The organism is Branchiibius sp. NY16-3462-2, from assembly GCF_001594145.1.
Taxonomy (GTDB): Bacteria; Actinomycetota; Actinomycetes; order Actinomycetales; family Dermatophilaceae; genus Branchiibius.
On the sequence record NZ_LVCF01000034.1, the window covers coordinates 51,184 to 75,008 of the forward strand.

General features: G+C 67.1%; 26 protein-coding genes. 12 read left to right on the forward strand and 14 right to left on the reverse strand.

What is annotated here, in order from left to right:
- Positions 1-61: 61 nt before the first annotated feature.
- Positions 62-355: a WXG100 family type VII secretion target gene (locus AZH51_RS09310; protein ID WP_291523524.1), complete on the forward strand. Its 294-nt coding sequence runs from the start codon at positions 62-64 to the stop codon at positions 353-355.
- 97 nt (positions 356-452) lie between these two features.
- Here the strand turns inward: AZH51_RS09310 and AZH51_RS09315 are convergent, their stop codons facing one another.
- Entirely contained in the window at positions 453-1,262 is an 810-nt protein-coding gene (locus AZH51_RS09315) for an alpha/beta hydrolase (protein WP_291523526.1), read from the reverse strand.
- Positions 1,263-1,382: 120 nt separating this feature from the next.
- Between AZH51_RS09315 and AZH51_RS09320 the strand changes: the two genes are divergently transcribed.
- The gene (locus tag AZH51_RS09320) at positions 1,383-1,985 is read left to right on the forward strand and encodes a TetR/AcrR family transcriptional regulator (protein WP_291523529.1); all 603 of its coding nucleotides are present in this window, start codon (positions 1,383-1,385) and stop codon (positions 1,983-1,985) included.
- A 12-nt stretch (positions 1,986-1,997) separates the two neighbouring features.
- Here the strand turns inward: AZH51_RS09320 and AZH51_RS09325 are convergent, their stop codons facing one another.
- On the reverse strand, positions 1,998-2,813 hold the full coding sequence (locus AZH51_RS09325; RefSeq protein WP_291523531.1) for a DUF1028 domain-containing protein: 816 nt from the start codon (positions 2,811-2,813) through the stop codon (positions 1,998-2,000).
- A 71-nt stretch (positions 2,814-2,884) separates the two neighbouring features.
- On the opposite strand from AZH51_RS09325, the gene AZH51_RS09330 reads away from it, so the two are divergent.
- The 6 genes from AZH51_RS09330 to AZH51_RS09355 are packed head-to-tail and all read left to right on the forward strand — an operon-like array spanning position 2,885 to position 8,194.
- Positions 2,885-3,379: a SigE family RNA polymerase sigma factor gene (locus AZH51_RS09330; protein ID WP_291523533.1), complete on the forward strand. Its 495-nt coding sequence runs from the start codon at positions 2,885-2,887 to the stop codon at positions 3,377-3,379.
- Entirely contained in the window at positions 3,376-4,476 is a 1,101-nt protein-coding gene (locus AZH51_RS09335) for a hypothetical protein (protein ID WP_291523535.1), read from the forward strand. The genes AZH51_RS09330 and AZH51_RS09335 overlap by 4 nt, the downstream gene beginning before the upstream one ends.
- Positions 4,477-4,534: 58 nt before the next feature.
- Positions 4,535-5,041: a SigE family RNA polymerase sigma factor gene (locus AZH51_RS09340; RefSeq protein WP_291523537.1), complete on the forward strand. Its 507-nt coding sequence runs from the start codon at positions 4,535-4,537 to the stop codon at positions 5,039-5,041.
- Entirely contained in the window at positions 5,038-6,138 is a 1,101-nt protein-coding gene (locus AZH51_RS09345; RefSeq protein WP_291523539.1) for a hypothetical protein, read from the forward strand. Before AZH51_RS09340 ends, AZH51_RS09345 begins: the two co-directional genes overlap by 4 nt.
- A 33-nt stretch (positions 6,139-6,171) precedes the next feature.
- The gene (locus tag AZH51_RS09350) at positions 6,172-7,500 is read left to right on the forward strand and encodes an aminopeptidase C (RefSeq protein WP_291523540.1); all 1,329 of its coding nucleotides are present in this window, start codon (positions 6,172-6,174) and stop codon (positions 7,498-7,500) included.
- Positions 7,490-8,194, forward strand: coding sequence for a trans-aconitate 2-methyltransferase (locus AZH51_RS09355; RefSeq protein WP_291523542.1), 705 nt, complete (start codon positions 7,490-7,492; stop codon positions 8,192-8,194). The genes AZH51_RS09350 and AZH51_RS09355 overlap by 11 nt, the downstream gene beginning before the upstream one ends.
- Positions 8,195-8,310: 116 nt before the next feature.
- On the opposite strand, the gene AZH51_RS09360 is transcribed toward AZH51_RS09355, so the two are convergent.
- From AZH51_RS09360 to AZH51_RS09385, 6 genes are all read right to left on the reverse strand, one after another.
- Positions 8,311-9,378, reverse strand: a complete 1,068-nt coding sequence (locus AZH51_RS09360) for an HNH endonuclease signature motif containing protein (protein WP_367188039.1) — start codon at positions 9,376-9,378, stop codon at positions 8,311-8,313.
- On the reverse strand, positions 9,344-9,979 hold the full coding sequence (locus AZH51_RS09365; protein WP_291523544.1) for a hypothetical protein: 636 nt from the start codon (positions 9,977-9,979) through the stop codon (positions 9,344-9,346). The genes AZH51_RS09360 and AZH51_RS09365 overlap by 35 nt, the downstream gene beginning before the upstream one ends.
- Before the next feature lie 101 nt (positions 9,980-10,080).
- On the reverse strand, positions 10,081-10,632 hold the full coding sequence (locus AZH51_RS09370; protein WP_291523546.1) for a hypothetical protein: 552 nt from the start codon (positions 10,630-10,632) through the stop codon (positions 10,081-10,083).
- Entirely contained in the window at positions 10,613-11,674 is a 1,062-nt protein-coding gene (locus tag AZH51_RS09375) for a class I SAM-dependent methyltransferase (protein WP_291523548.1), read from the reverse strand. Before AZH51_RS09375 ends, AZH51_RS09370 begins: the two co-directional genes overlap by 20 nt.
- Positions 11,674-12,294 carry a Type 1 glutamine amidotransferase-like domain-containing protein gene (locus AZH51_RS09380; protein WP_291523575.1) on the reverse strand — a complete coding sequence of 207 codons (621 nt, stop codon included), beginning with the start codon at positions 12,292-12,294 and terminating at the stop codon, positions 11,674-11,676. Before AZH51_RS09380 ends, AZH51_RS09375 begins: the two co-directional genes overlap by 1 nt.
- Positions 12,295-12,298: 4 nt before the next feature.
- Positions 12,299-12,865 (reverse strand): TetR family transcriptional regulator, encoded by a 567-nt coding sequence (locus tag AZH51_RS09385; protein WP_291523550.1) that lies wholly within the window; start codon positions 12,863-12,865, stop codon positions 12,299-12,301.
- A gap of 85 nt (positions 12,866-12,950) precedes the next feature.
- Between AZH51_RS09385 and AZH51_RS09390 the strand changes: the two genes are divergently transcribed.
- The 3 genes from AZH51_RS09390 to AZH51_RS09400 are packed head-to-tail and all read left to right on the forward strand — an operon-like array spanning position 12,951 to position 14,757.
- Positions 12,951-13,844, forward strand: a complete 894-nt coding sequence (locus tag AZH51_RS09390; protein WP_291523552.1) for an SDR family oxidoreductase — start codon at positions 12,951-12,953, stop codon at positions 13,842-13,844.
- A 23-nt stretch (positions 13,845-13,867) separates the two neighbouring features.
- A complete protein-coding gene (locus tag AZH51_RS09395; RefSeq protein ID WP_291523554.1) occupies positions 13,868-14,338 on the forward strand; it encodes a helix-turn-helix domain-containing protein in 471 nt (156 codons plus the stop codon).
- A complete protein-coding gene (locus AZH51_RS09400; RefSeq protein ID WP_291523556.1) occupies positions 14,335-14,757 on the forward strand; it encodes a VOC family protein in 423 nt (140 codons plus the stop codon). The genes AZH51_RS09395 and AZH51_RS09400 overlap by 4 nt, the downstream gene beginning before the upstream one ends.
- Positions 14,758-14,842: 85 nt before the next feature.
- Here the strand turns inward: AZH51_RS09400 and groL are convergent, their stop codons facing one another.
- The 6 genes from groL to AZH51_RS09430 form a co-directional block, all read right to left on the reverse strand.
- Complete coding sequence (gene groL / locus AZH51_RS09405) at positions 14,843-16,471, reverse strand: chaperonin GroEL (protein WP_291523558.1); 1,629 nt, start codon at positions 16,469-16,471, stop codon at positions 14,843-14,845.
- A gap of 288 nt (positions 16,472-16,759) precedes the next feature.
- Positions 16,760-17,557 carry a MerR family transcriptional regulator gene (locus tag AZH51_RS09410; protein ID WP_291523560.1) on the reverse strand — a complete coding sequence of 266 codons (798 nt, stop codon included), beginning with the start codon at positions 17,555-17,557 and terminating at the stop codon, positions 16,760-16,762.
- Between the two features lie 53 nt (positions 17,558-17,610).
- Positions 17,611-19,758: an FAD-dependent oxidoreductase gene (locus AZH51_RS09415; protein ID WP_291523562.1), complete on the reverse strand. Its 2,148-nt coding sequence runs from the start codon at positions 19,756-19,758 to the stop codon at positions 17,611-17,613.
- 6 nt (positions 19,759-19,764) lie between these two features.
- Positions 19,765-20,976 (reverse strand): acetyl-CoA C-acetyltransferase, encoded by a 1,212-nt coding sequence (locus AZH51_RS09420; RefSeq protein ID WP_291523564.1) that lies wholly within the window; start codon positions 20,974-20,976, stop codon positions 19,765-19,767.
- A gap of 2 nt (positions 20,977-20,978) precedes the next feature.
- Entirely contained in the window at positions 20,979-22,073 is a 1,095-nt protein-coding gene (locus AZH51_RS09425) for a CaiB/BaiF CoA-transferase family protein (protein ID WP_291523566.1), read from the reverse strand.
- Positions 22,070-22,834 carry an enoyl-CoA hydratase-related protein gene (locus tag AZH51_RS09430; RefSeq protein ID WP_291523567.1) on the reverse strand — a complete coding sequence of 255 codons (765 nt, stop codon included), beginning with the start codon at positions 22,832-22,834 and terminating at the stop codon, positions 22,070-22,072. The genes AZH51_RS09425 and AZH51_RS09430 overlap by 4 nt, the downstream gene beginning before the upstream one ends.
- Before the next feature lie 53 nt (positions 22,835-22,887).
- Here AZH51_RS09430 and AZH51_RS09435 point away from each other — a divergent pair, with 53 nt between their 5' ends.
- The gene (locus tag AZH51_RS09435; RefSeq protein WP_291523569.1) at positions 22,888-23,637 is read left to right on the forward strand and encodes an SDR family oxidoreductase; all 750 of its coding nucleotides are present in this window, start codon (positions 22,888-22,890) and stop codon (positions 23,635-23,637) included.
- Positions 23,638-23,825: the final 188 nt, after the last annotated feature.

The window sequence follows — 23,825 nt, forward strand, 5'->3', positions numbered from 1 at the left end:
CGCCTACCGTGGTCGTATCGCTCACATCCGGTGGGCCCGTCGTCACCAGGGGGACGATTCCATGAGCAACACCTTTGCCGTCAACACCACCGAGATCGCCCGGCACAGCAGCGATCTGAACCTGATCGCCGGCCAGATCCAGGACGCGATGGGCGCCATGCGACGCAAACTGGAGGTCCTGCAGGGCACGTGGACCGGCTCCGCGTCCGGTCAGTACGCCGCGCTGCAGCATGAGTGGGAGGGTCAGCAGGAGAACGTCCGACGCACGTTGGAGAACATCTCCGGGGCGCTGGGCCGGGCCGGCTCCTCCTACCAGCAGACCGAGCAGGACGTGCTGGCGACCTTCCGGCACTGAGCGGTCCAGCACTGAGCGGCCCGGCTGGTGGCACAGCCCGGTCCGGGTACGCCGGGGCCCAGGTGATCGGCGTACCTGGACTGTCTGCGTGAGCCGCTCAGGATGCGGTCGAGCAGTGTCGCGCCGCCCAGTCCAGGGCGAAGTCGGCGACTTCCTCCCAACCGCGGTCGCCGACGATGTAGTGGCTGCGCCCGGGGAACTCCTTGACCTCGGTCACCGTGCCCTTCCCCCGATACCGCTGGGCGTTCTTGCGGTTCACCTTCGGCGGGGCGATGTGATCCTCGCTGCCGGAGATGAACAGCAGCGGAGCGCGGTCCGGCTTGGCGTAGTCGATCTTGGTATCGCCGACGTTGAACAGCAGCGCGGACGCGGCTTGGAAGAACGGCTTGCCCGGTCCGGGAATCTGGAACTCCTCCGAAACGGCGGTTGCTTCTTCCAGGCTCAGCGAGTTGGCGAAGCCGTAGTGGAACTGTTTCGGCGTCAGCAACACGGTTCCGCGGGCTTTCCAGGGTTTGCCCAGGACGGGAAAGCCGGCCCGGATCGAGGACCACGGCAGGGCGGGTACGCCGGCGGACTGCGCTGAATCGATCGCCACCCCCACCCGGGCCAACCCTCGATCGACCAGGACCTGGGTGATCACCCCGCCGAAGGAATGACCCATGACGATGGGGGGCTCATCGAGGGTGTTGATCACGTCCGCGTAGTGGTCGACGATCGTGCCGATCTTCAGCCCGTTCAGTGCGCTCGGATCTTTCCGCAGAGCCGCCACGTCGTCGCTGACACCGGGCCACGGCGGCGTCAGCACCTCATAACCGGCCGCCTCGTAGCGGCTCTTCCAGCCGTTCCAACTCTTCGGGGTCATCCAGAGGCCGTGGATGAGGACTATCGGTGGCTGACGCGACGACATGCTGGTCTCCATTGGTAGAAAGAACGGTCGTTCTACCGTAGCGGGACGGCTGCTCCTCCCGCAATGACTTGGGCGTCGTCGCGTGCACGGGAAGAACGAGCGTTCCGGTACCGTCGGCGGGTGCCCCCGGTGACGAAGAAGTCTGAGGCTCCGCGCTCCGACGCCCGGGCCCGGTTACTCGCGACCGCGGCGCAGATCTTCTACCGCGAGGGCATCCACGCTGTGGGCGTGGACCGACTCGTGTCCGAGGCCGGCGTCACCCGCGCGACGTTCTACCGGCATTTCCCGAGCAAGGACGACCTGGTGCGGGCGTATATCGAGTTGGAGGACCGCGCCCTTCGCGACCTCTTCGCCGCCAGCGCCGCGCACGTATCCAGCCCCGAGGATGCCCTCGAGGTGGTCCTACAGGGAATCGCCCAGGATGTGCAGGAACACCACACGCGGGGCTGCCCGTTCCTGAACGCGGCCGCCGAGTTTCCCGATCCGCAGCACCCGGTCCGGCGAGCCGTCCGCGTCCACCGGGACTGGTTCGCCCAGACCCTCTCGGAGTTGGTGGGAGCGACCGGGCGCGAAGACGCTGCGCAGGTGGCCCGGGCCCTGGTCCTGCTGCGGGACTCGGCCCTGGTCGGCGCGTACGTTGATGGCTCGGCCGACGTCGTACCCGCCTTCCTGTGGACCGCTCATCAGATCATCGGCGAGCCCCAGCACGGCGCGGGTCGGTAACCGCCGCCCCGCTCAGCCCATCGCAGCGGTGGCGGCTCGCAACTGGCCCAGCACGATGACGTCGATCTGATCCGGGTGCAGCCGCAACTCGAGGTTCTCCACGCCGGCCCAGGTGTTCAGATCCGCGTATCCCAGGCTGGACAGACGGGTCGCGACCTCCTGCGCCAGGTCACCCTCCAACGGCAACAGGTCGATCGAGTCTCCGAAGAGCAGGTCGTGGACCTCCAACAAGCGGGCCAGCTCCGGTATCGGTGCCACGTGATCGTCAACCCGCAGGTCGTAGATCACGTCGTCACCGGGGGTGTAACTACCCGTCGCCGACACGACGAGCAGCGCCGCGGACTGCCGCCCCCGCGAATCGCCGCCAGCCACGTCCCCGGCTTCAAGGGATCGCAACAGGCGCTGCACCAAGGGGAGGTCCTCGGTGGCCAGCCACTCGTCGTACATCGCATCAACCACCTCCGGCCCGGTGAGGATGTTGCCCTGGATCGCCACGTTCGGCGCGGTCCGACCGCCGGCCCACGGCAATGCGGACGAGCCGGTGAACGTGGCGCTGCCACCCCGGGCATCGACGATGCCGGCCTGGCGCGATTCGCGGCGCTCGTCGGCGGCGGTCAGCGCAGCCAGCGCATCGGACGCGCTGAGCCCCTCGGCGAGCCGGGCCAACCCGTCGCGCCGGTAGAGGGTGTTGCACATGGCCTGGGTGGCCACGGCTCCCAGGCCGAAGCGGGCGGCGGGCACGGCGGCGCCGACGGCCAGGAATTTGGACGCAACGGCGACCCCGAGATCACCGGTCGCCGCGTCCCGCGCCACGATGGAGAAAGTCATGCCTCACTGTCACACAACCTTTTGACTGGTTACGACGTAGGTACCGGTATGAGCGTTGATAAGGGGCGGGGATGAGCGGGCGCGACGACGCTGAGTTCACCGCATTTGTGGCCGCCAGCTCGCCGTCGTTGCTGCACACCGCCTGGCTGTTGTGCGGCGATGCGCACCGGGCGGAGGACCTGGTGCAGGAGACCTACGTGCGGCTCTACCGCAAGTGGCGCTCGATGAACGGGCAGCCGTGGTCCTACGCGCGTAAGACGCTGGTCAACCTGAACACCGACCGGTGGCGCTCGACGCGGCTGGAGGTGGTCTCCGACTCTCTTCCCGAGGCTGGGAAGGCCGGTGATGAGGAGCAGGTCGATGCGCGCCGCGCGCTGATCAACGCGCTGGGCACGTTGCCGCGCCGCGAGCGCGATGTGGTGGTGCTGCGGCATTACGCGGACCTGTCCGAGATCCAGGTGGCCGATCTGCTCGGCATCGGGGTCGGGACGGTCAAGAGTGCCGGATCCCGCGGATTGGCCCGGCTACGAACGCAACTCGACCCGGCATTGGAGGGACAGTCATGAGCATCGACGTCGAAGAACTGCTGCGGGAGACGCCCGCGCCGCCGATGAGCCTGTCCCCCGCGTCAGTGCTCGGAGCGGCCAAGCAGGACGTGGTACGCCGACGCCGCCGGTTCGCTGGGCTGGCGACAGCTGGCGTCGCGGCGGCTGCCGCTGTCGCGATCACGGTGGGTGTGGTCGGAGGTAGCCAGAGCACCCCGCGACCGATACCCGGGGACACCCCGACCCAGAGCATCGACACCAACCCCAGGGACCAGATCAAGCAGAGCTTCTTCAGCAACAGCAATGGTCTACCCGTCGGGCAGGTGCGCTCATCGGCCATCCCGGTGAGTTCTGTCGGCAGCGATGGAGACGAGATGACTCCGGAGACCGTGTACGCCGTCAGCACACTGGACGGCGTACTGCGGTTGAGCCGGGTCGAAGGGACTCGTCAGGTGCTGCTGCCGTTGGTCGCGAAGCTCGCGGGCGGTGGCTCCATGACCACCGATCGCCAGCAATCGCTGGTGGTTCGTCCGCTGCCTGCTGACGTGCGAGTGGCGTACGAGGTTTTCGGCGACGGCGGGTTCTCCGACGGCGGCGGGTTGACGATGCCCGACGGAAGCAAGGCGGGCGTCTTCTGGATCGGCACGACCGTGCCGGCGTCGGACGCGGGGTTCGCTTGGTGGCGCACGACCTCCGGCCACCTCGCGTCCTCGACCGGCGAGAGTGCGAAGACAGTGACGCTGTCTGCCGGTGACCGGAAGGCGACCTACTGGGAATTCACCAAGAACGGCTACTGCGGGTTCGATGAGGGAACGGGAGGGTCCGCGACCGGGATGACGGACGGACAGTGCCCAACGAACCTCTCCGCCGCGGATGACCAAGCGGAGTGGACTCAGACGGTCGACGGGCCGATCAGCAAGCTGCACGGCGTTCCCGCGCCCGACGTGACGAATCCGATGCTCGTGTCAGCGACTATCCCCGGCACGTCGCGGGTGGTGCTGTGGGGTTTGGGGACCCTCGCCCCAGGCAGCGGCGCCGGGTCAGACGCGCCGTTCAGCAAGGTCACATGGACCGGTCCCGACGAAAAGGTACAAGCCTGGAATGCGCCGCCTGCCTGACTCAACCTTTTGCGCCTGCTGTGCGTCTGTTTCGGTATGACCATGACATCGGGGCCACGTGGACGCGGCTGAACAGGCGCGGTTCGTCGAATTCGTCCAGGCGAGCAGCCCGCACCTGCTGAAGACCGCCTGGTTGCTGACCGGCGATCCGCACGTAGCTGAGGACCTGGTCCAAGAGGCCCTCGCCCGCGTCTACAGCAAGTGGGGCAGCGCCAAGAAGGCGCCGTGGGCCTACACCCGCAAGGTGATGCTCAATCTGCGCACCGACCGCTGGCGCCGTACCGGCCAGGAGATCGTGACCTCTGACGTCGCTGACTCGGCCGCACGCGACGAGGGCGGGACGGTCGACGCCCGGGCCGATCTGGTTCGTGCCCTGCGCCATCTGCCGTTGCGCGAACGCCAGTGCGTCGTCCTTCGCTACTACGCGGACCTCTCCGAAGAGGAGACCGCCAATGCACTCGGCGTCAGCCTCGGCACCGTCAAGAGTTCGGCCTCCCGCGGCCTGGCCACGCTGCGCACCCTCGTTCCATCCGACACCCCATCTTCGAAGGGAGCGGCGTCATGAGCGTCGAACTCGAAGAGCTCTTCCACGACCTGGACGCGCCCACCATGTCCGTGTCCGCTGACTCGGTGGTTGCCTCCGGCCAGCGCAAGGTACGCCGACGCCGGGCTCTGTGGGGCGCCGGCACCGGCGCGCTCGCCGCGGCTGCCGCTGTCGCGATCGCCGTGGGTACGGCGCTGCCCAACTCCTCGTCCCCCTCACCGATGCCCGCACATTCGTCGAAGAGTTCCACGTTCGGATCGTTCTTCCAACGCACTGGCGACGAGGCCGCAATGCCCCTCGACGAGATGACGTCGACAGCTATGTCCAAGGCCGACGATCCGCCCACACCGTCTACGACGTACCAGGTGTATCGGGAAGACGGCATCCTGCGCATCCGGCGCATCGATAAGGGCGGTTCGGTGAATCTGCCGGAGGTTGCCCAGTTCAAGGACGGTGGGTCAGCCACCAACGACCGTAACCAGACGGTCGTTGTCCGACCGGTCCCCGCCGACACTCGTTCCGCCGATCTGGAACTCGCTCCGACAAACCAGGCGGGCGGCATGATCAGCGACGGTGTCGTGCTTCCCGATGGGACGACCGCGGCCGTTTTTGTCACCGAGAGGCGCATCAACCCGGCGAAGGACGTGGAATACGTTACGTGGTGGACGACCGGTGGTCAGTTGAAGGCATCGACCGGAGAAGTGGCGCAGGTAGTCGACCTACCTGGAACGTTCAACGACCGAACCCTTCGCGGGTGGAGTTTCCCCACCCTTGGGACCTGCGGCGTCATAACATCCGGCGGAGGTGGTGGCAGCTCGTCGACGACGACATCGGGCGATGACGGGTTCTGTACCCTCGACGTCGCGTTCGGTGACCCGGCCAAGTCAATGACGGCGGTGTGGCTGACCGTAAGGCCCGGTCCCGTTTCCAACATCGAGGTCGTCCCGGCCAAGAACGCTCCGACGTTTCACGTCCAGGCAACGCCCACGGGAGGAACCGACGTCATGCTGTACGCCATCGCTTCGGTGAACGAGAAGCAGTACACGGATGGATTGGTATCGACCGTCACCTGGACCGGCCCGGACGGCAAGACCATGACCTTCCGTCACGACAAGTGACCACGCGCTCGACGCCGGACGTAGCATCGAATGGTGACTGCTGAACTGACACCTGATTTCACCGAACAGCTGACCAAGAACTTCGACGCGGATCCGACCGCCCGGTTGCTGCAGAACGCCGTGGCGACGACCTCGATCGACAAAGTGGCGATCGACCGTCGGGTCGTCACCTCCATCGACCACTCGGTCTCCGAACTGCTGGACGATTGGGACGCCACGAACCAGGAGAAGAGCGGCCGCTGCTGGCTGTTCGCCGGCACCAACCTCCTGCGGGCGGGCGCCGCCAAGAAGCTGGACGTCAAGGACTTCCAGTTCTCCCAGAACTACCTGCTCTTCTGGGACAAGTTCGAGAAGGCCAACTTCTGGCTCGAAGCAATCATCGAGACCGCCGGTGACGACGTGGACGACCGCACCGTCGCCCACCTGTTCAGCACTCCCGCCGAGGACGGTGGGCAGTGGAACATGTTCGTCGCGCTCGTGGAGAAGCACGGCCTGGTGCCGAAAACCGCGATGCCGGAGACGAACTCGTCCAGCAACACGCACCTGATGAACCGGGACCTGTCCGTCGTACTGCGCCAGGCAGCCCGTGATCTGCGCAAGCGCTCAGCGGACGGCGCCTCCGGTGAGGAGCTCGGTCAGGCCAAGGCCGACGTACTGGCCACGGTCCATCGCCTGCTGTCGATCCACCTGGGCACTCCCCCGGAGTCCTTCGTGTGGCAGTGGAAGGACAAGGACTCCGGCTTCCACCGCAAGGGCTCGATGACTCCGCAGGAGTTCGCAACCGAATACGTCACGATCCCGCTCGAGGACTACGTGTGCGTCGTGAACGACCCGCGCCACGAGTACGGCAAGACGTTCACCGTCGATCACCTCGGCAACGTGGTCGGCGCCCGCCCGGTCACCTACCTCAACATCGAGGTGGACCTGATGAAAAAGCTTGCCATCGCAGCGATTTCGGGTGGTGAGCCGGTGTGGTTCGGCTGTGACACCTCACAGATGTGCGACGCCGACCGCGGCATCTGGGACGCGAACCTCTTCGACTACGACGCGATCTACAACGTGACCTCGGACCTCGGCAAGGCGGACCGGCTGCTGCACCACGAGTCGCTGATGACCCACGCCATGCTGTTCACCGGGGTCGACCTGCTGGACAACGCGCCGCGCCGGTGGCGCGTCGAGAACAGCTGGGGTTCGGAGAAGGGCGACAAGGGCTTCATGACCATGAACGACAGCTGGTTCGGCGAGTACGTCTTCGAGATTGCCGTACGCCGCGACGCCCTGCCCGCCGACCTCCAGTCCGCGCTCGACCAGGAGCCGATCGTGCTTCCGGCCTGGGACCCGATGGGCGCCCTTGCCCGCTGATCCACGGAACCTGGATCGAGACAGGGAACAGGCCAAGGCACACGGCTACGACCTTCTCGCTCCGATCGACGCGGCGTATGCCGACGGCCAGATCGACCAGGACGAGTGGCACCGGCGGGTCCTTGCCATCGTCGAACCGGCGTACCTCGCCGGTGACGAACGGATGGGCTCCGGCCACTCCGGCACCGCCGATGAATGGGAGCGGTCCCGATCGATCGTCATGGAGGCGATCGATCGGGACGGCACCTTCCTGGACGTCGGCTGCGCCAACGGGCTGTTGATGGCGTCGGTCCACCGCTGGTCGGTTGATCGCGGACGACGCGTCGAGCCCTACGGCATAGACATCTCAGCCGCGTTTGCTGACCTTGCCCGATCCCGCTACCCGCAGTGGGCGCAGCGGATTTGGCACGCCAATGCCGCGTCATGGCAACCGCCGATGCGCTTCGATCTGGTGCGTACCGGTCTCGAGTACGTGCCTATTGACCGCCGACCCGACTTCGTTCAGCACTTGGTCGATCACGTCGTCGCACCGGGCGGCCGGCTGATCGTCGGCAAGACCAACGAGGACCGCGGCGTACCCGGCATTGCGGCGACCCTGCGCTCCTGGGGCTGGCCGGACGTCCACGAGGTACGCCGACCGCACGACCACCCGGACATAGAACAAACGCTCGTCTGGTTCGACCCGCCCGGCTGATCCGCTCAGCGGCCCCCCGCCGCGCCAGCCACCGCCGCGCGAACCCCCGCCGTGCCAACCACCGCCGCGCGAGCCACCGCCGCGCGAATCCCTTAGTGCGCGAGCCCCTTACCGGTTCACTGCGCGAGCGGTCCGACGCGCCAGCGGTTGTTGCTTCGCCATTGTTTGGGACCACCACCGCGCGGCGCCACGTAGAACTCCAACACCCCACCGCGCATCCGGACCGGAATGTGTTCGTGATGGACCCGGCGGTGGTCCGAGGCGCATAACGGTGCCAGGTCCTCCAGGTCCGTGGTGCCGCCAGCGGCCCAGGGTTCTCGCCAGTGATGACCCTCAGTCCAGCCCGGTGGTCGATCACACTCAGGAAAAGCACACCCGCCGTACCGTTTCCCCCCCCCCCCCCTTTGGTGTTTGGTAAACAACCGCCTCGCCCGGCCCAGATCCAACGGCAACGACGCACCGTCGAAGACCTGCGGAATCAAATCGGCGTTACACGCGATCCGGCGCGCTTCGCTGCCACTGATCCGTCCCCCGGTCGACAACGTCGCCGCCCGCACCCCCGACGCCAACGTCTCGTAATCCAGGTTCACCGTCAGCACCGCCGAAACACCACCGGCTCCGGGCAGTTTGTCCAACGGCAAATGCTCACACAACTGCGCCAACGCCCGACCCTGCCGGTGTGCGGTGTCCATCGGCAACCCACCGGCCGCCGCCTGCTCCGCAGCATCAATCTCCGCATCCGCCTGCGCCCCGGTCACCGCCCACCCGTGACCACCCGCCACGGGCTCCGCAACAGCCCCGCCCTCACGACCACCAGACGCACCGTCCTGTGCCCAGTCCGGCGCCACTGCCGCAGCGTCGTGACCCTTCGCACCACCGCTATCCCGACCGCCACCGGCCCCAGCATCCTCCGCCTGACCAGCGCTGGTCTGAGCACCTTGGTCCGTCGTGTCGCCGCGGCCAGCGGTTTCCAGGTGGAAGCGCCGTGGCGCGCTGATGCCTTCCAACATCGTCTTGAGCATCTGCGCCTGCAACTCCGGCAGCGTGAACCCACCCTTGAACAACCCCGGCTTGTGTTCCCGCATCCAGAACGAGGCCTGCGCCCACGCCGCCTGCTCCTGATCCACCAACTGCGCATCCTCGTGCGCATCAGCGTCCGCGACGTCCTCGAACGCTTCCCGCATCCGCGTCGCCCGCCGCCGCAGATCCGTCAACGTCGAAGTCGGTGCCGCCGCCAGCAACGCCTGCTCCGCCGCGTCCCGGTCCGCCTGCGACACCGTGTCCGGCAACGCCGCCAACCCCCCGGGCGATCACCCCCGCCTGATCCCGGGACACCCCACCGCTACTCAACACCGAACCCGTCGCCGGTGCCTGCTGCAACTGCTCGCCAAGAGTCACCAACGCCTGCGCGTCCCGCCGGTCACCACCGAACTCCCCCGACATGATCGAGGACACCTCCGCCACCGAAACACCCGTGGACGTCACCGCCGACCGCAAAGCCGACGCCACCGACACCAGCACACCATCGATGCGCGCCTTGGCCGAACCCAACCGGCCCGAAGCCCGCCGCGCCGACTCCACCGACATGCCCTCCCACGCCGGCAAACCACCGAACCGGTCAAGCACGTCATGTAACTCGTCGAGGAGCAGGTCCACCGGGTCCGGGGCCGGCTGAGCCGCGATCGCAGCCGGTGACCGCGTCGAAACAACTGCCGGCGACGCACACCCAACAACACCGGCGGTAGCCAAATGCGCGCTGAGAGAATCACGTTCGGTGATTTTCACGATCGCGTCACCCCTCCCCGGTGTCTCGACCCTGCATCTGAAAACCACCCTACGACTCAGCACCGACAACCAACCGACCACGAACAAGTCTGTGGATAGAGCTAGCCACCGACCTGGACGTACCACTTCCCGGAATGCTTCTGCAGGGAGAAGAGAAGCCTGCCCGCGGAGGCACTCTTGAACTGGGCGGCGTTCCAATCGGTGTCGAACTGCGCCGAAGAGGGGTCCGGCAGCGACTTACCCGGCGGGTCGACAGTCGTGCACCGACCCACGATGCACCACGTCCCCGTCGCGGACGCCAGGCCGATGGGATGCGGCGTGAGGCGGACCGCGAATTCGCCGATCCGCAGATCCTTGCCGGATGGCTTCAGGTTCTCGACCGTCTTCCAGCAACTGTCTTGTTCGGCGGCGCTACTTGTCGTGCGGCAGATCGCCGCTACGTCGCTCTGCGACCACGCCGTGACGAACTGCTCCACCACGGTGCGAGCAGCAACCGTGTCCGGATCCAGTGCGGTTGATGTCCCTGACTGGGTGCTGCTACTGGAGCACCCCGTAGCCATCGCGGCCAGCAGGGCGAGCCCGCCACCCAATCGCGCGAATGTCATCCAGCGGTTGAACACATGGCCCCCGTCGTCAATCGAGTGCACTGCCACCGGCGACCACTATGCCGAACTGGTAGTGCCCGCCACCGTCAAACCACTCACCGGTCTCGAACGACTCGATTGAGCCGATCATCGAGAGCGCCTCGCGCACCTGGTCGTCGGACCGCTGCACGAAGAGTCGACCGTGCTCGTCGACCCGGCGCTGCGGCGGCTCGGAGCCCCACAGCCCCACCGCGATGAGGCCACCGGGACGTACGACGCGCCCCGCCTCCGCGACCGCCCGGTCGAACCCGTCGCCGTCCAGATGCATCAGAGTGCTCATCGTCCAGACGGCGTCGAACGAGTCTTCCTCGAACGGCAACTCCGCAGCGCTCGCAACGGTCACCAACAACCCACGCTCCGCGCAGATGTCGATCGCCTCGGGCGTGAGATCGACTCCGCGATAGGAAAATCCAGCATCCCGCAGAGCCACACCGTCCCGACCGCCCCCGCAGCCCACCTCCAGGATCATCGAGAGACCACGCGCGTGACACTGACCGATGAAGGCGGCCAACTGCCGCTGCCGGCTTGGCGGCGCAGGACGATTCGCACGGTCGGCGAGTTCCGTTGCGTAGTAGGCAAGGTGGCGCCGCGCGGCCGCAGAAGCGTCCGTCCCGAAGCTCTGCTTCGAACCGCCCGACGTCGGCCCGAGGGTGACACCTGCCGGTAACGGGGACGGCCGGCCACGAACCGGCGGAATGACAGCCACCTGGAAATCGTCTTCATAGACGATCTCTCCCGGGTCATCCGACTCGCTGATCGACCAGGGCACGCCGTACTTGCTCAGCAGACTCGTCCCGACCTCGACCCGCCGTCGCATCGCGGCCGGCAAGGGCGTCTTGAACCACGTGACGACCCCGACGGCGTTGCCATCGCAATAGTGCGGCGGCTCAGGCAGATTCGCGATGAACCAGTCATCGATTGCGAGCCATAACGCCTCGTCGTCGGGTGACAGCCGTCCGGCACGTCGAAGGTGATCGACGGCGACAAACAACCCGCACTCAACGCCCACCCGGCTGAGATAGTCGGCGTGAATCCGTTGGAACCTGGACATCACACGATCCTCTCTCCCTGATCGTCGACCACCAACGCCTGCCCGTCTCGTAACGCCCAATACCTCTGCCCCGCAGCGTCATACGATGCAGCAACCGCGGCGAGCAGGTCCGTCTCGGGATGACCGGGCGAGTCCAGGTGCGGCACGACAGGACGGTCGAGGATGCCCAGACCGTCGAAGCGGACCTCGCCGTACGCCGCGATCGCGTCGTCCGTCGGATCACAACGCTCCAGACCGTGCAGGCTGGGAGCCAACACGCACGGCCCGGCGCTGAACCCGGCGTACACCACATCATCCTGGAGGATCCGGGCGCTGACCCAAGCATCAAAGCCGCTGCGGGCCATGGCCATACGCAAGGTGAACACGTTCCCGCCACGCACCCACACGTAGTCCGGTCGGTCCGCAGACTCAAAGCCATCCCGCAGATCGACGTTCCGCGCACGCAGCCCGATCGCTGCCAACTGGTTGATCTGGCGCCCAACGTCATCGACCCGACGTTGCTGATCCGACGCGCCGTCGAGCGCATTCATGATCACCCAGCCAGCGCGCCCACCAGAGACCAGATCAACGAATTCCTCCGGATGAGAACCCAGTTGGTACGACGACAGATAGAGGCGCACCAACTCACGACCCTGCCAGCGAACGCCACTCAGCGAGGGCTTCGCGCTGGATGTCCACCAGGTCGCGCGCCGGTTCGGCATCGATCCATTGGGCGAACGACGCCCGGAACACTCCCAGCGCCAGCTCGGCGGTCAGCCGTGCCCGCGACGCAGGAACCCCCCGCTCAGCCAGTGCATCCGCTAGCGCCGTCGTCAGCCGCGCCAGTTTGAGCATCTCCCGCTCCTGCAGAGCCGGTTCGGCGTCCAGGATCTGTTGGCGTGACCGCGAGAACGTACGCCGATCGGCCGGGAAAAACCCACCCAAACCTTCCAGCGCCGCGGCTAAGAGCGCTGTCTCCGAGGCGGTTTCGGGCTCCGCCCGCACGGCCTCCAGCATCAACGCCTCCAACGCGGCGCCGCCATCGAAGAGCACCTCACGCTTGTCGCTGAAGTACCGGTAGAAGGTGCGCTCGGTCAGATCGGCTCGTTGCGCGATGTCGGCGACAGTCGTCTGGTCGTAGCCGCGCTCACCGAAGAGCGCCATGGCTGCGTCCTTGAGCCGGTCGGGTGCACCCGGTTGCCATCGAGCCATACCCGTGAGGGTAGTCGATGACAGTTCCTGTCATCAGCTGCTACCGTCGCTGATGTCAGCATCTGACATCAAATAAGGAGACAACATGCACATCTTCATGACCGGTGCCTCCGGCTGGATCGGTTCGGCTGTCGTGCCCGAACTACTAGCAGCCGGGCACACCGTGACAGCGATGGCCCGCTCGGCAACGTCCGCCGACACACTGCGCGCGGCCGGCGTCGAGCCCATCGCCGCCGACCTGGACGACCTGGCTGCCTTGCGCTCGGCCGCGGAAAACTCCGACGGCGTCGTCCACTTGGCGAACAAACACGACTGGTCCAACCCAGCTGAGTCCAACCGGGCCGAGCGAGCAGCCGTCGACACCTTCGGCGCAGCTCTCGCCGGCTCCGACCGTCCGCTGCTGATCGCCTCCGGCACCGCCATCCCGATGGGTCGCCCGCTCGTGGAGACCGACCGCAGCCCCTTCTCCGGCCCGGACTCCATGCGCGGCGGCAGCGAGGCCCTCGCGATGGACTACGCCGGGAAGGGCGTGCGAAGTGTCGCGGTCCGCTTCGCCCCGACCGTCCACGGCACCGGCGGTGACCACGGCTTCATCGCGCTGATCGCCCGGGGCGCCCGGGCCCAGGGGTTCGCCGCCTATCCGGGCGACGGGTCGAACCGGTGGTCAGCGGTGCACCGCGCCGACGCGGGCCAGTTGGTTGCCCTCGCCGTCGAGTCGGCACCAGCCGGGTCGGTCGTGCACGCAGTGGCCGAAGAAGGCATCACCTCGCGCTCGATCGCTGAGGCGCTGGGGGCGGCGCTGGACCTGCCGACGCAATCGCAACCAGCCGACGTACTCGCAGCCGAACTGGGGTTTGTCGGCCGGGTCTTCGCCATGGACCTGCCGGCGTCGAGCGCGATCACCCGCGAGCGCTTCAACTGGACGCCGAGCCACCCCACCCTGGAAGAGGACATCGTCGCCGGCGCCTACCCGGGCTGATCCGAGCAGGGCACACTGTCGTCGTGGGCCTGCCGATCGAACGCCATCTGCTGCGCGCCCGCGACCTCGCCGATCATCGCTTCGAGGAGCCGATCGGCGTGGCCGACATGGCGGCCGCCGCGGGCTTGAGCCAGGCGCACTTCTCGCGGGCGTTCCGGGAGATGTTCGGGATCAGCCCGCACGGTTACCTGCTGACCCGCCGCCTGGAACGCGCCGCCGCCCTCCTGCGCCACACCGACCACGACGTCGCGCGGGTCTGCGTCGAAGTGGGGCTGACCTCGGTCGGCAGCTTCACGACCAGTTTTAAGCGGATGTACGGGCAGACGCCTACGCAGTACCGCGCCGAGTTCGCCCAAGCGCCACGGTTCGCGATCCCGGGGTGCGTCGTGCGCCGCGAGAGCCGGCCGCAACTGCGCACGTTTCGAGAAGACCCGGCCGACTCCCCCTCCGTAGCGTCGAGCACACCGAACACCGTTACAGGAGGAACCCCGTGAGCATCACCATTTCCAGCATCAACCTCTGGGTCCACGACCAGGAGGTCGCTCTCGACTTCTGGACCACCAAGGTCGGCTTCGAACTGCGCTCGGACTGGAGCTTCCCGGAGATGGCCGGCTTCCGCTGGCTCACCGTCGGCCCCAAGGACCAGCCCGACATCGAGATCGTCCTGATGAGCATCCCGGGCGCGCCCGTATTCACCGACGAGCAGCACGACCTGGTGGAGAAAGCCATGTCCTCCGGACTGATCGGCGCCGTCTTCCTGGTCACCGACGACGTGCGCCGCGACTACGACGACCTGTCGGCCAGGGGCGTGGAGTTCTACGAGAAACCCGAGGAGCGGCCCTACGGCATCGACTGCGGCTTCCGCGATCCGTCCGGCAACATGATCCGCCTGGCCCAGATCACGATCAGCTGACCGGGCCGAGTCCCACGAGAATTTCAACGTACGGCGAAGGCCGCCCTCCCAGCGGGAGAGCGGCCTTCGCTTGGTGCGGGTTGGACTAGAAGCCCATGTCCCCCATGCCACCGGTCGGGTCGCCTGCCGGAGCAGCCGCCTTCTCGGGCTTGTCAGCGATGACAGCCTCGGTGGTCAGGAACAGGGCGGCGATCGACGCGGCGTTCTGCAGCGCCGAACGGGTCACCTTGGCCGGGTCGATGATGCCCGAGTCGACCATGTTGACGTACTCACCGGTCGCGGCGTTCAGACCTTCACCGGCGGGCAGGTTGCGGACCTTCTCCACCACGACGCCCGGCTCGAGCCCGGCGTTCAGTGCGATCTGCTTCAGCGGAGCCTCGGCAGCGACGCGCACGATGTTCGCACCGGTCGCCTCGTCACCTTCCAGCTTCAGGTCGGCGAACGCAACGTCGGTCGCCTGCAGCAGAGCCACGCCACCACCGGCGACGATGCCCTCTTCGACGGCAGCCTTCGCGTTGCGGACGGCGTCCTCGATGCGGTGCTTGCGCTCCTTCAGCTCGACCTCGGTTGCAGCACCCGCCTTGATGACGGCGACGCCACCGGCCAGCTTGGCCAGGCGCTCCTGCAGCTTCTCGCGGTCGTAGTCGGAGTCGCTGTTCTCGATCTCGGCGCGGATCTGGTTGACCCGGCCAGCGATCTGCGAAGCGTCACCGGCACCCTCGACCACAGTGGTCTCGTCCTTGGTGACGACGACCTTGCGGGCGCGGCCCAGCAGCTCCAGCTCGGCGGTCTCCAGCTTGAGGCCGACCTCCTCGGAGATGACCTGGCCACCGGTCAGGATCGCGATGTCCTGCAGCATGGCCTTGCGGCGGTCACCGAAGCCCGGCGCCTTGACGGCGACCGACTTGAAGGTGCCACGGATCTTGTTGACGACCAGCGTGGACAGGGCCTCGCCGTCGACGTCCTCGGCGATGATCACCAGCGGCTTGCCGGACTGCATGACCTTCTCCAGCAGCGGCAGCAGGTCCTTCACGGTGCTGATCTTGGAGTTGACGATGAGGATGTAGGGGTCCTCCAGGACCGTCTCCATGCGCTCGGTGTCGGTCACGAAGTAACCGGAGATGTAGCCCTTGTCGAAGCGCATACCCTCGGTGAGCTCCAGCTCCAGACCGAAGGTGTTGCTCTCCTCGACGGTGATGACGCCTTCCTTGCCGACCTTGTCCATCGCCTCGGCGATCAGCTCGCCGATCTGCGGGTCAGCAGCGGAGATGGACGCGGTCGCAGCGATCTGCTCCTTGGTCTCGATCTCCTTGGCGTTGTCCAGCAGCGCCTGGCTGACACCGGAGACCGCGGTCTCGATGCCGCGCTTCAGCGCCATCGGGTTCGCGCCGGCGGCGACGTTGCGCAGCCCCTCGCGAACCATGGCCTGGGCCAGAACCGTGGCGGTCGTCGTACCGTCACCGGCGACGTCGTCCGTCTTCTTGGCAACTTCCTTGACCAGCTCGGCGCCGATCTTCTCGTACGGCTCGTCGAGCTCGATCTCCTTGGCGATGGACACACCATCGTTGGTGATCGTGGGGGCGCCCCACTTCTTCTCGAGCACCACGTTGCGGCCCTTGGGGCCCAGCGTCACCTTGACGGCGTCGGCGAGGGTGTTCATACCCCGCTCGAGGCCGCGGCGCGCCTCTTCATCGAAAGCAATCAACTTAGCCATGTGCGGTAGTCCTCCCACACGTCGCGTTACGGGCTGGCCGTACGACGCCCGCGACGGACGAACCGGGCCGGTGAACTCACGTCATCCACCGGAGGCGGCTCTCGTCGGACGGCCACTTTTGTCACTCTCGGGGCGAGAGTGCTAACGCCATTATTGGCACTCGCACCCCGAGAGTGCAAACGATCCAGGCCCTAATTTGCGTACGCCGACCGCGCCCCTTCCCGACTTCGGATACGGATGGCGGGTTGAGACGCCGCAAACCCGCCATCCGTATCCGAACCCGGGGGCTCAGGCCACCGGTTGCTGCAGGTCGACAACCCAGCGGTCGCCCCCGCTGTCCGGAGTCTCCAGATAGACCTCGCGGCAGACACCGCGCGGCGTTAGGCCGCGCGCTTCGACCTCGCGGACCAGGTCCTGCCACGCCCCGACGATGTCGTCGATGCCCTCCGATTCGTAGCGCGTCGTCACTGCCGACGGCACTGCGTCAATGGTCACCGCCGATGTGCCCGCCGGAGCCGATCCGTCCGCGACGGGAGCGGCCGCCGCGATCTCCATCTCCTCACCGCGCACGGTGTAGGTCGCCAGGGTGGGACCGGTGAGCGGCACGCCGGCGGAGGCGACTGCCTCCATGACCCTGCCGAACAACGGACCGATGCGCCCGGCGATCTCACTCTGGCCACTGACGGTGTCGCTCAGTTGGGCGACCGTGACCTGCGGAAGCGAGGTCAACGAGTAATCAGACACAACATTCTCCTTCTCGATCATTCGGAGCCTCGCCTCGATCTGCCGCAGCCGCACACCGTCGGCCTCGATCTGATCGCGCAGTTCGTCGCGCCTGCGACGCAGTCGATCGCCGAGGGTGGCTTCGTCGGCTTCGTCCAGCAACTCCTGAATCGTGGCCAACGAGAAGCCCAGCTCCTTCAACGCAACCAGTCGGTTCATGCGATCCAACTGGCTGGCTGAATAGGAGCGATAGCCCGACGACGGGTCGACGGACGCCGGGTGCAGCAGGCCGAGGTGGTCGTAGTGCCGCAACATCCGCACGGACACCCCGGCCACCCGGGCGAACTCTCCGATACTCAACATGGTGTGTTCACTCGACCGTCTGACACGGTGTCAGGGTCAACACCCCCGTCGGATCAGCTGAAGGTTTTGTCCTGGTCGGCCATCTCCTGCAGCAGCGAGGGCACCGCGAACCGATCGCCGTACCTGTCCTGCAGTTCCCCGGCCCGTGCGATGAAGCCCTTGAGCCCGTGCTCGTACCCGTTGATGTACTGCAGCACTCCGCCGGTCCAGGCGGGGAAGCCGATACCCATGATCGAGCCGATGTTCGCGTCGGCGACTGAGGTCAGCACGCCCTCCTGCACGCACTTGACGCTCTCCAACGCCTCGACGAAGAGCATCCGCTCCTGGACGTCCTCGAAGGGGATCGGGTCGGCCTGCGGGAACGTCGTGGCCAGGCCCGACCAGAGCGACGTACGGCGACCGTCGGCGTAGTCGTAGAAGCCGGCTCCCGCCTTCTTGCCTGCGCGGTCTTGCGCCAGCATCGTGCGCACCACACCGGTCCCCGGGTGCTCGACGTACCCCTCACCGGCGGCCGCAGCGGTTGCGTCCGCGATCTTGGCCATCAACTCCAGGTTGAGTTCGTCGGACAACTGCAACGGCCCCACCGGGTAACCCGCCTGTGTCGCAGCACGTTCCAGCGACACCGGCGAAACTCCCTCGGCCAGCATGGCCAGACCCTCGTTGACGAAGGTGCCGATGACCCGGCTGGTGAAGAACCCGCGCGAGTCGTGCACCACGATCGGCGTCTTCTTCATCGCCAACGTCAGGTCGAAGGCCCGCGCCAGAGTCGAGTCCGAGGTCTGCTCGCCGCGGATGATCTCCACCAGCGGCATCTTGTCGACCGGTGAGAAGAAGTGCAGACCGATGAAGTCCGCCGGCCGGTCCACCCCGGACGCCAGCAGGGTGATCGGCAGCGTCGAGGTGTTGGAGCACAGCAGCGCATCCGGCGCGAGGAACGGTGCCACCTCCGCGAAGACCTGCTGCTTCAACTCCGGCGACTCGAAGACCGCCTCGATCACGGCGTCGCAGCCCGCAGCGTCCTCCGCAGCAGCGGTCGGCGTGATCCGGTCCAGCAACGCCGACGCCGCTTCCGAAGTCATCCGACCGCGTGAGACCGCCTTGGTGACCAGTCCCTGCGAGTATCCCTTGCCGGTGGCAGCCGCCTCGGGAGACACGTCCTTCAGCACGACGTCGATGCCGGATTTGGCCAACTGGTAAGCGATTCCGGCGCCCATCATGCCGGCGCCGAGCACTACGACCTTCGACACGGACGTCCGCTCGATTCCGGCTGGGCGCGACCCGCCCTTCTTGATCGTCTGCAGATCGAAGAAGAACGCCTTGATCATGTTCTTGGTGATCGGGCCGCTGGCCAGCTCCACCAGATAGCGGCTCTCGATGCGGGTCGCGGTGTCGAAGTCGACCTGGGCGCCCTCGACCGCCACCGCCAGGATCGCCCGCGGCGCCGGATAGGGCGCACCCTTGAGTTGCTTGACCAGGATCGCCGGGAAGACCGACAACTGGTCGGCGATCTGGCGCGGGAAGCCGCCCGGCATCCGGTATCCCTTTTCGTCCCAGGGCTGTACGGCGTCCGGGTGCTCCGCGATCCACGCCCGGGCCGCACGCAGACCCTCATCGACGCTGCCCACGACCTCGTCGACCAGGCCGAGTTCGAGCGCCTTGGCCGGTGGGAACGACTTGCCCTCCAGCAGCACGTTGGTGACCGCGTTCGCGATCCCGAACATCCGCACCGTCCGCGTGACGCCACCGCCGCCGGGCAACAGCCCCAGCGTGACCTCGGGCAGCCCGAAGACCGTGCCGCGACCCTCGACCGCAATGCGGTGGTGACAGGCCAGTGCGATCTCCAGTCCGCCGCCGAGCGCCGTCCCGTTGAGTACGGCGACCACGGGCAGACCGAGCGTTTCCAGTGAGCGCAGGTCGGCTTTGACGGCCTGCGCTGCAGCAAACGCGTCACCGGCTGTCGCGGGGGTGATCTGCGACAGCATCGTCAGATCACCACCGGCGAAGAACGTTTTCTTGGCACTGGTCACGATGACTCCGGTGAGGCCGTCCCGCTCCTCGGCCAACCGGCGTACCGCACGGTGCATCGACTGGGTGTAGGCGTCATTCATGACGTTCGCGGACCCACTCGGGTCGTCCAGGATCAGCGTGACGACATCGTTCTCGTCGCGTTCGTAACGCACTGCTTCGACTTCGGAAACCATTGCGGTTCAGACCCTTTCGATGATCGTCGCGATGCCCATACCGCCACCGACGCACAGCGTCGCGAGGCCGGTGCGCAGGTCGCGGCGCTCCAACTCATCCAGCAACGTGCCCAGGATCATCGCCCCGGTCGCACCCAGCGGGTGGCCGAGCGCGATGGCCCCGCCGTTGACGTTGACCTTGTCGTGCGGGATGTCCAGATCCCTCATGAAGCGCAGCGGCACGGCGGCGAACGCCTCGTTGATCTCGTAGAGGTCGATGTCGGCGACCGTCATCCCCGCCCGGGCCAGCGCCTTGCGGGCAGCCGGAGCAGGACCGGTCAGCATGATGGTCGGATCGGCGCCGGACACCGCCGTCGCCACGACCCGCGCCCGCGGCGTCAGCCCGAACCGGGAGCCGACTTCAGACGTGCCGATCGCCACGAGGGACGCCCCGTCGACGATCCCGGAGGAGTTGCCGGCGTGGTGCACGTGGTCGATGGCCGGCACCCAGTGGTACTTCGTCAGCGCCACGTCATCGAAACCGGCCTGCGAACCCAGTTGCGCGAAGGACGGTTTCAGCCCCGCCAGTGACTCGACGGTCGTGCCCGGCCGTGGGAACTCGTCCTTCTCCAGCACCAGCAGACCGGCGTTGTCACGCACCGGCACCACCGAGCGGTCGAAGAGTCCGTTGGCGATGGCCTTGCCGGCCCGCTCCTGGCTCTCGACCGCGTAGGTGTCGACGTCGGTGCGACTGAACCCCTCGATCGTCGCGATCAGGTCGGCGCCGATGCCCTGTGGCACGAAACCGGTCGCGAGCGCCGTCTCCGGGTCCTGCGCCCACGCGCCACCGTCGGAGCCCATCGGCACCCGCGACATGGACTCGACACCACCGGCCCAGACCATGTCGTACCACCCGGAGCGGACCTTCTCGGCCGCGATGTTGACCGCTTCCAGACCACTCGCGCAGAACCGGTTGAGCTGGAATCCCGCTGTGGTGTAGGGCAATCCGGCTTTGAGGGCTGCCGTTTTGGCGATGTCGGCACCCTGGTCGCCGATCGGGCTGACCACGCCCAGGATCAGGTCATCCACGACCTCGACGTCGAGCGACGGCAGCCGGGTCCGCAACTCATCGATCAGCCCGGTCACCATCTTCACCGGTTTGATCTCGTGCAGGGACCCGGTGGCCTTGCCGCGGCCGCGTGGTGTGCGGATCGCCTCATAGATCAGTGCTTCAGACATGGTCATTCCTCCATCGCACGCAACTCGGCCAGGATCTTCTCGGTCTCATCTTCCCCACCAGCGGGGTTGAGCGTTGTGGGGGTTCCGGAGAACCGGGGCGCGGGGGCGGGGTGCTGGACCCCGTCCTGCACGACGTACGTCGATCGGCTGGCCAGGTGCCCATCGACCAGGGCTTCACCCGGCTCCAGGACCGGCGCCACACAGGCGTCGGTCCCGCCGAACACGGCCATCCACTCATCGCGGGTGCGCTCGGCGATCCGGCCGGCGACGCGGGTGCGCAGCAGCGGCCAGGTCGACTGGTCGTTCTGGGTCGCGGGATTCACGTCGTCGAGGCCGAGGCCGGAGAGCAGCAGCCGGTAGAACTGCGGCTCGATCGCGCCGACGGACAGGAACTTGTCGTCCCGGGTGCGGAAGACCCCGTAGTACGGCGCTCCCCCGTCGAACAGGTTGTGCCCCGGCGGGTTGGCCCACGCGCCGATCGCCACCATCGCCTGGTGCATCGCGGTCAACAGCGCGGCACCGTCGACGATCGCCGCATCCACGACTTGCCCCTCACCGGTCGCCCGCGCGTGCTGCAGCGCCGCCAGCACACCCACCACCAGCAGCATCCCGCCGCCACCGAAGTCGCCCAGCATGTTCAGCGGCGGAGTGGGCACGCCTTCGGGAGAAACCGCAGGTGCCAGGGCACCGGATAGCGCGATGTAGCCGATGTCGTGACCAGCGGTCGTGGCCAGCGGCCCGTCCTGGCCCCAGCCGGTCATCCGGCCGTAGACCAGCGCCGGATTCTCCGCCAACAGATCCGACGGACCGATCCCGAGCCGCTCGGCGACACCCGGCCGGAAGCCCTCGGTGAGAATGTCGGCGGTCCTGGCCAGTCGGCGTACGACCGACACGCCCTCAGCGTCCTTGAGGTCCAGGGTCATCCGGCGGCGGCCGCGGTTGAGCACCGAGTGCATCGCTTCGTAGCCCGGATCCGGCGTCGGCCGGTCGATCCGGATGACCTCGGCGCCGAGATCGGCCAGCAGCATCCCGGCGAACGGGGCAGGGCCGATCGCGGCCAGTTCGATGACGCGGACGCCCGCGAGCGGCCCGCTCACCCGACTGGGGGCTGGTCGCGGAAGGCCGCCGACCGCTTGTCGTAGAACGCCGCAACACCCTCGGCGAAGTCGTTCGAGCCGAGCAGCCGGACCTGCGCGGTCGCCTCCCGCTCCAGCGCACCGTCCAACTGGTCGAGCGTGGCGGCGTTGATCGCCCGCTTGGTCTCGGCGTACGCCGCGGCGGGGCCGGTCAGGAGCTTCTCGATGATCTCCTCGGTGCGGGCGTCATAGGAGCACTGCTCGTAGACCCCGGCGATCAGACCCTGCCGGTAGGCGTCCCGGGCCGTGAGCTTCTCGGCCAGCAGCGCCATCCGCATGGCCCGGGCCCGGCCGATCGAGGCAGCCACCAGCGCGGTGGCACCGCCGTCGGGCATCAGTCCGATCCGGGTGAAGGCAAGCAGGAAGTAGGTGTCCTCATCGCACAGAACCAGGTCGGTGGCCAGCGCGATGGACACGCCCACACCGGCCACCGCACCGCGCGCCAGAGCGACGACGGGTCGGGGGACGTCGCGGATCGCGTGGATCAGTCGCTCGACCGCGTCGAGAGTGGCCGAACTGGCGGGATCGGACTGACCGGACAGATCGGCGCCCGCGCTGAACGATCGCTCGTCGCCATGGATGACGATGACCCGCACCTGCGGATCCTTGCCCGCGCGTTCGATAGCGTCAGCGACGGCGTGCAGACTGTCAGCAGTAACTGCGTGCAACCGCTCCGCGTTGCCGAAGCTCACCCGCAGGATGCTGGCACCCGACACGCTCATGTGATCCAGCTTACTTGCCGGTACCTATTTTCAAGCACGGGAGATTGATTTTCATGAGTAATCACGACGGGAAAACCGCGATCGTGACCGGCGCCAGCCGCGGGATCGGGTTGGCGATCGCGCAACGACTGATCGACGACGGCGCGAATGTCGTGATCACCGCACGTGGCGAGGACGCCCTGATCGAGGCGGTGGATGCGCTGGGACCCGAGCGCGCGGCGTACGTCGCGGGCAAGGCCGACGACCCCGAGCACCAGGCCGAGACGGTCGCCCTGGCGATCGAGCGCTTCGGCTCAGTAGATCTGCTGGTCAACAACACCGGCATCAACCCGGCGTACGGACCGCTGCTCGCTCTGGAGCCTCGTGCCGCGCAGAAGATGTTCGACGTCAACGTGCTGTCCGGGCTGGCCTGGGTCAAGCTCGTGCACGATGCCTGGATGGGTGCCCACGGCGGGTCCATCGTCAACGTCGCCTCCGTGGCCGGGTTGCGTCCCGCGCCGGGCATTGCGATGTACGGCGTGACCAAAGCCGCCGTCATCCACCTCACCGAGGAGTTGGCGGTCGAGTTGGGTCCTTCGATCCGGGTGAACGCGGTGGCACCGGCTGTGGTGAAGACGAAGTTCGCGACGGCGTTGTATGAAGGTCGCGAAGAAGAGGTCGCTGCGCCCTATCCGTTGAAGCGGCTCGGTGTCCCCGAGGACATCGCGGGTGTCGTGTCGTTCCTGCTGTCCGACGACGCCGCCTGGATGACCGGTCAGACGCTCACGATCGACGGCGGAGTGCTGCTGCGCGGCGGCGTCTGAGCGCCTGAGAAGCCGCTCCGACGATTCTGGAGCGATCGACGTTCTGCAGGTGATTTTGGCGGGCAGTTTCACGCGGTCGTTGCAACACCGTCGGTTTCTGGTGGCGTTGAGAGTATCTGATGGAGAGCTTCGGCGGGTGTTGCCCATTCCAGGGTTTGGCGGGGTCGAGTGTTCAGCAGGTCAGCGAC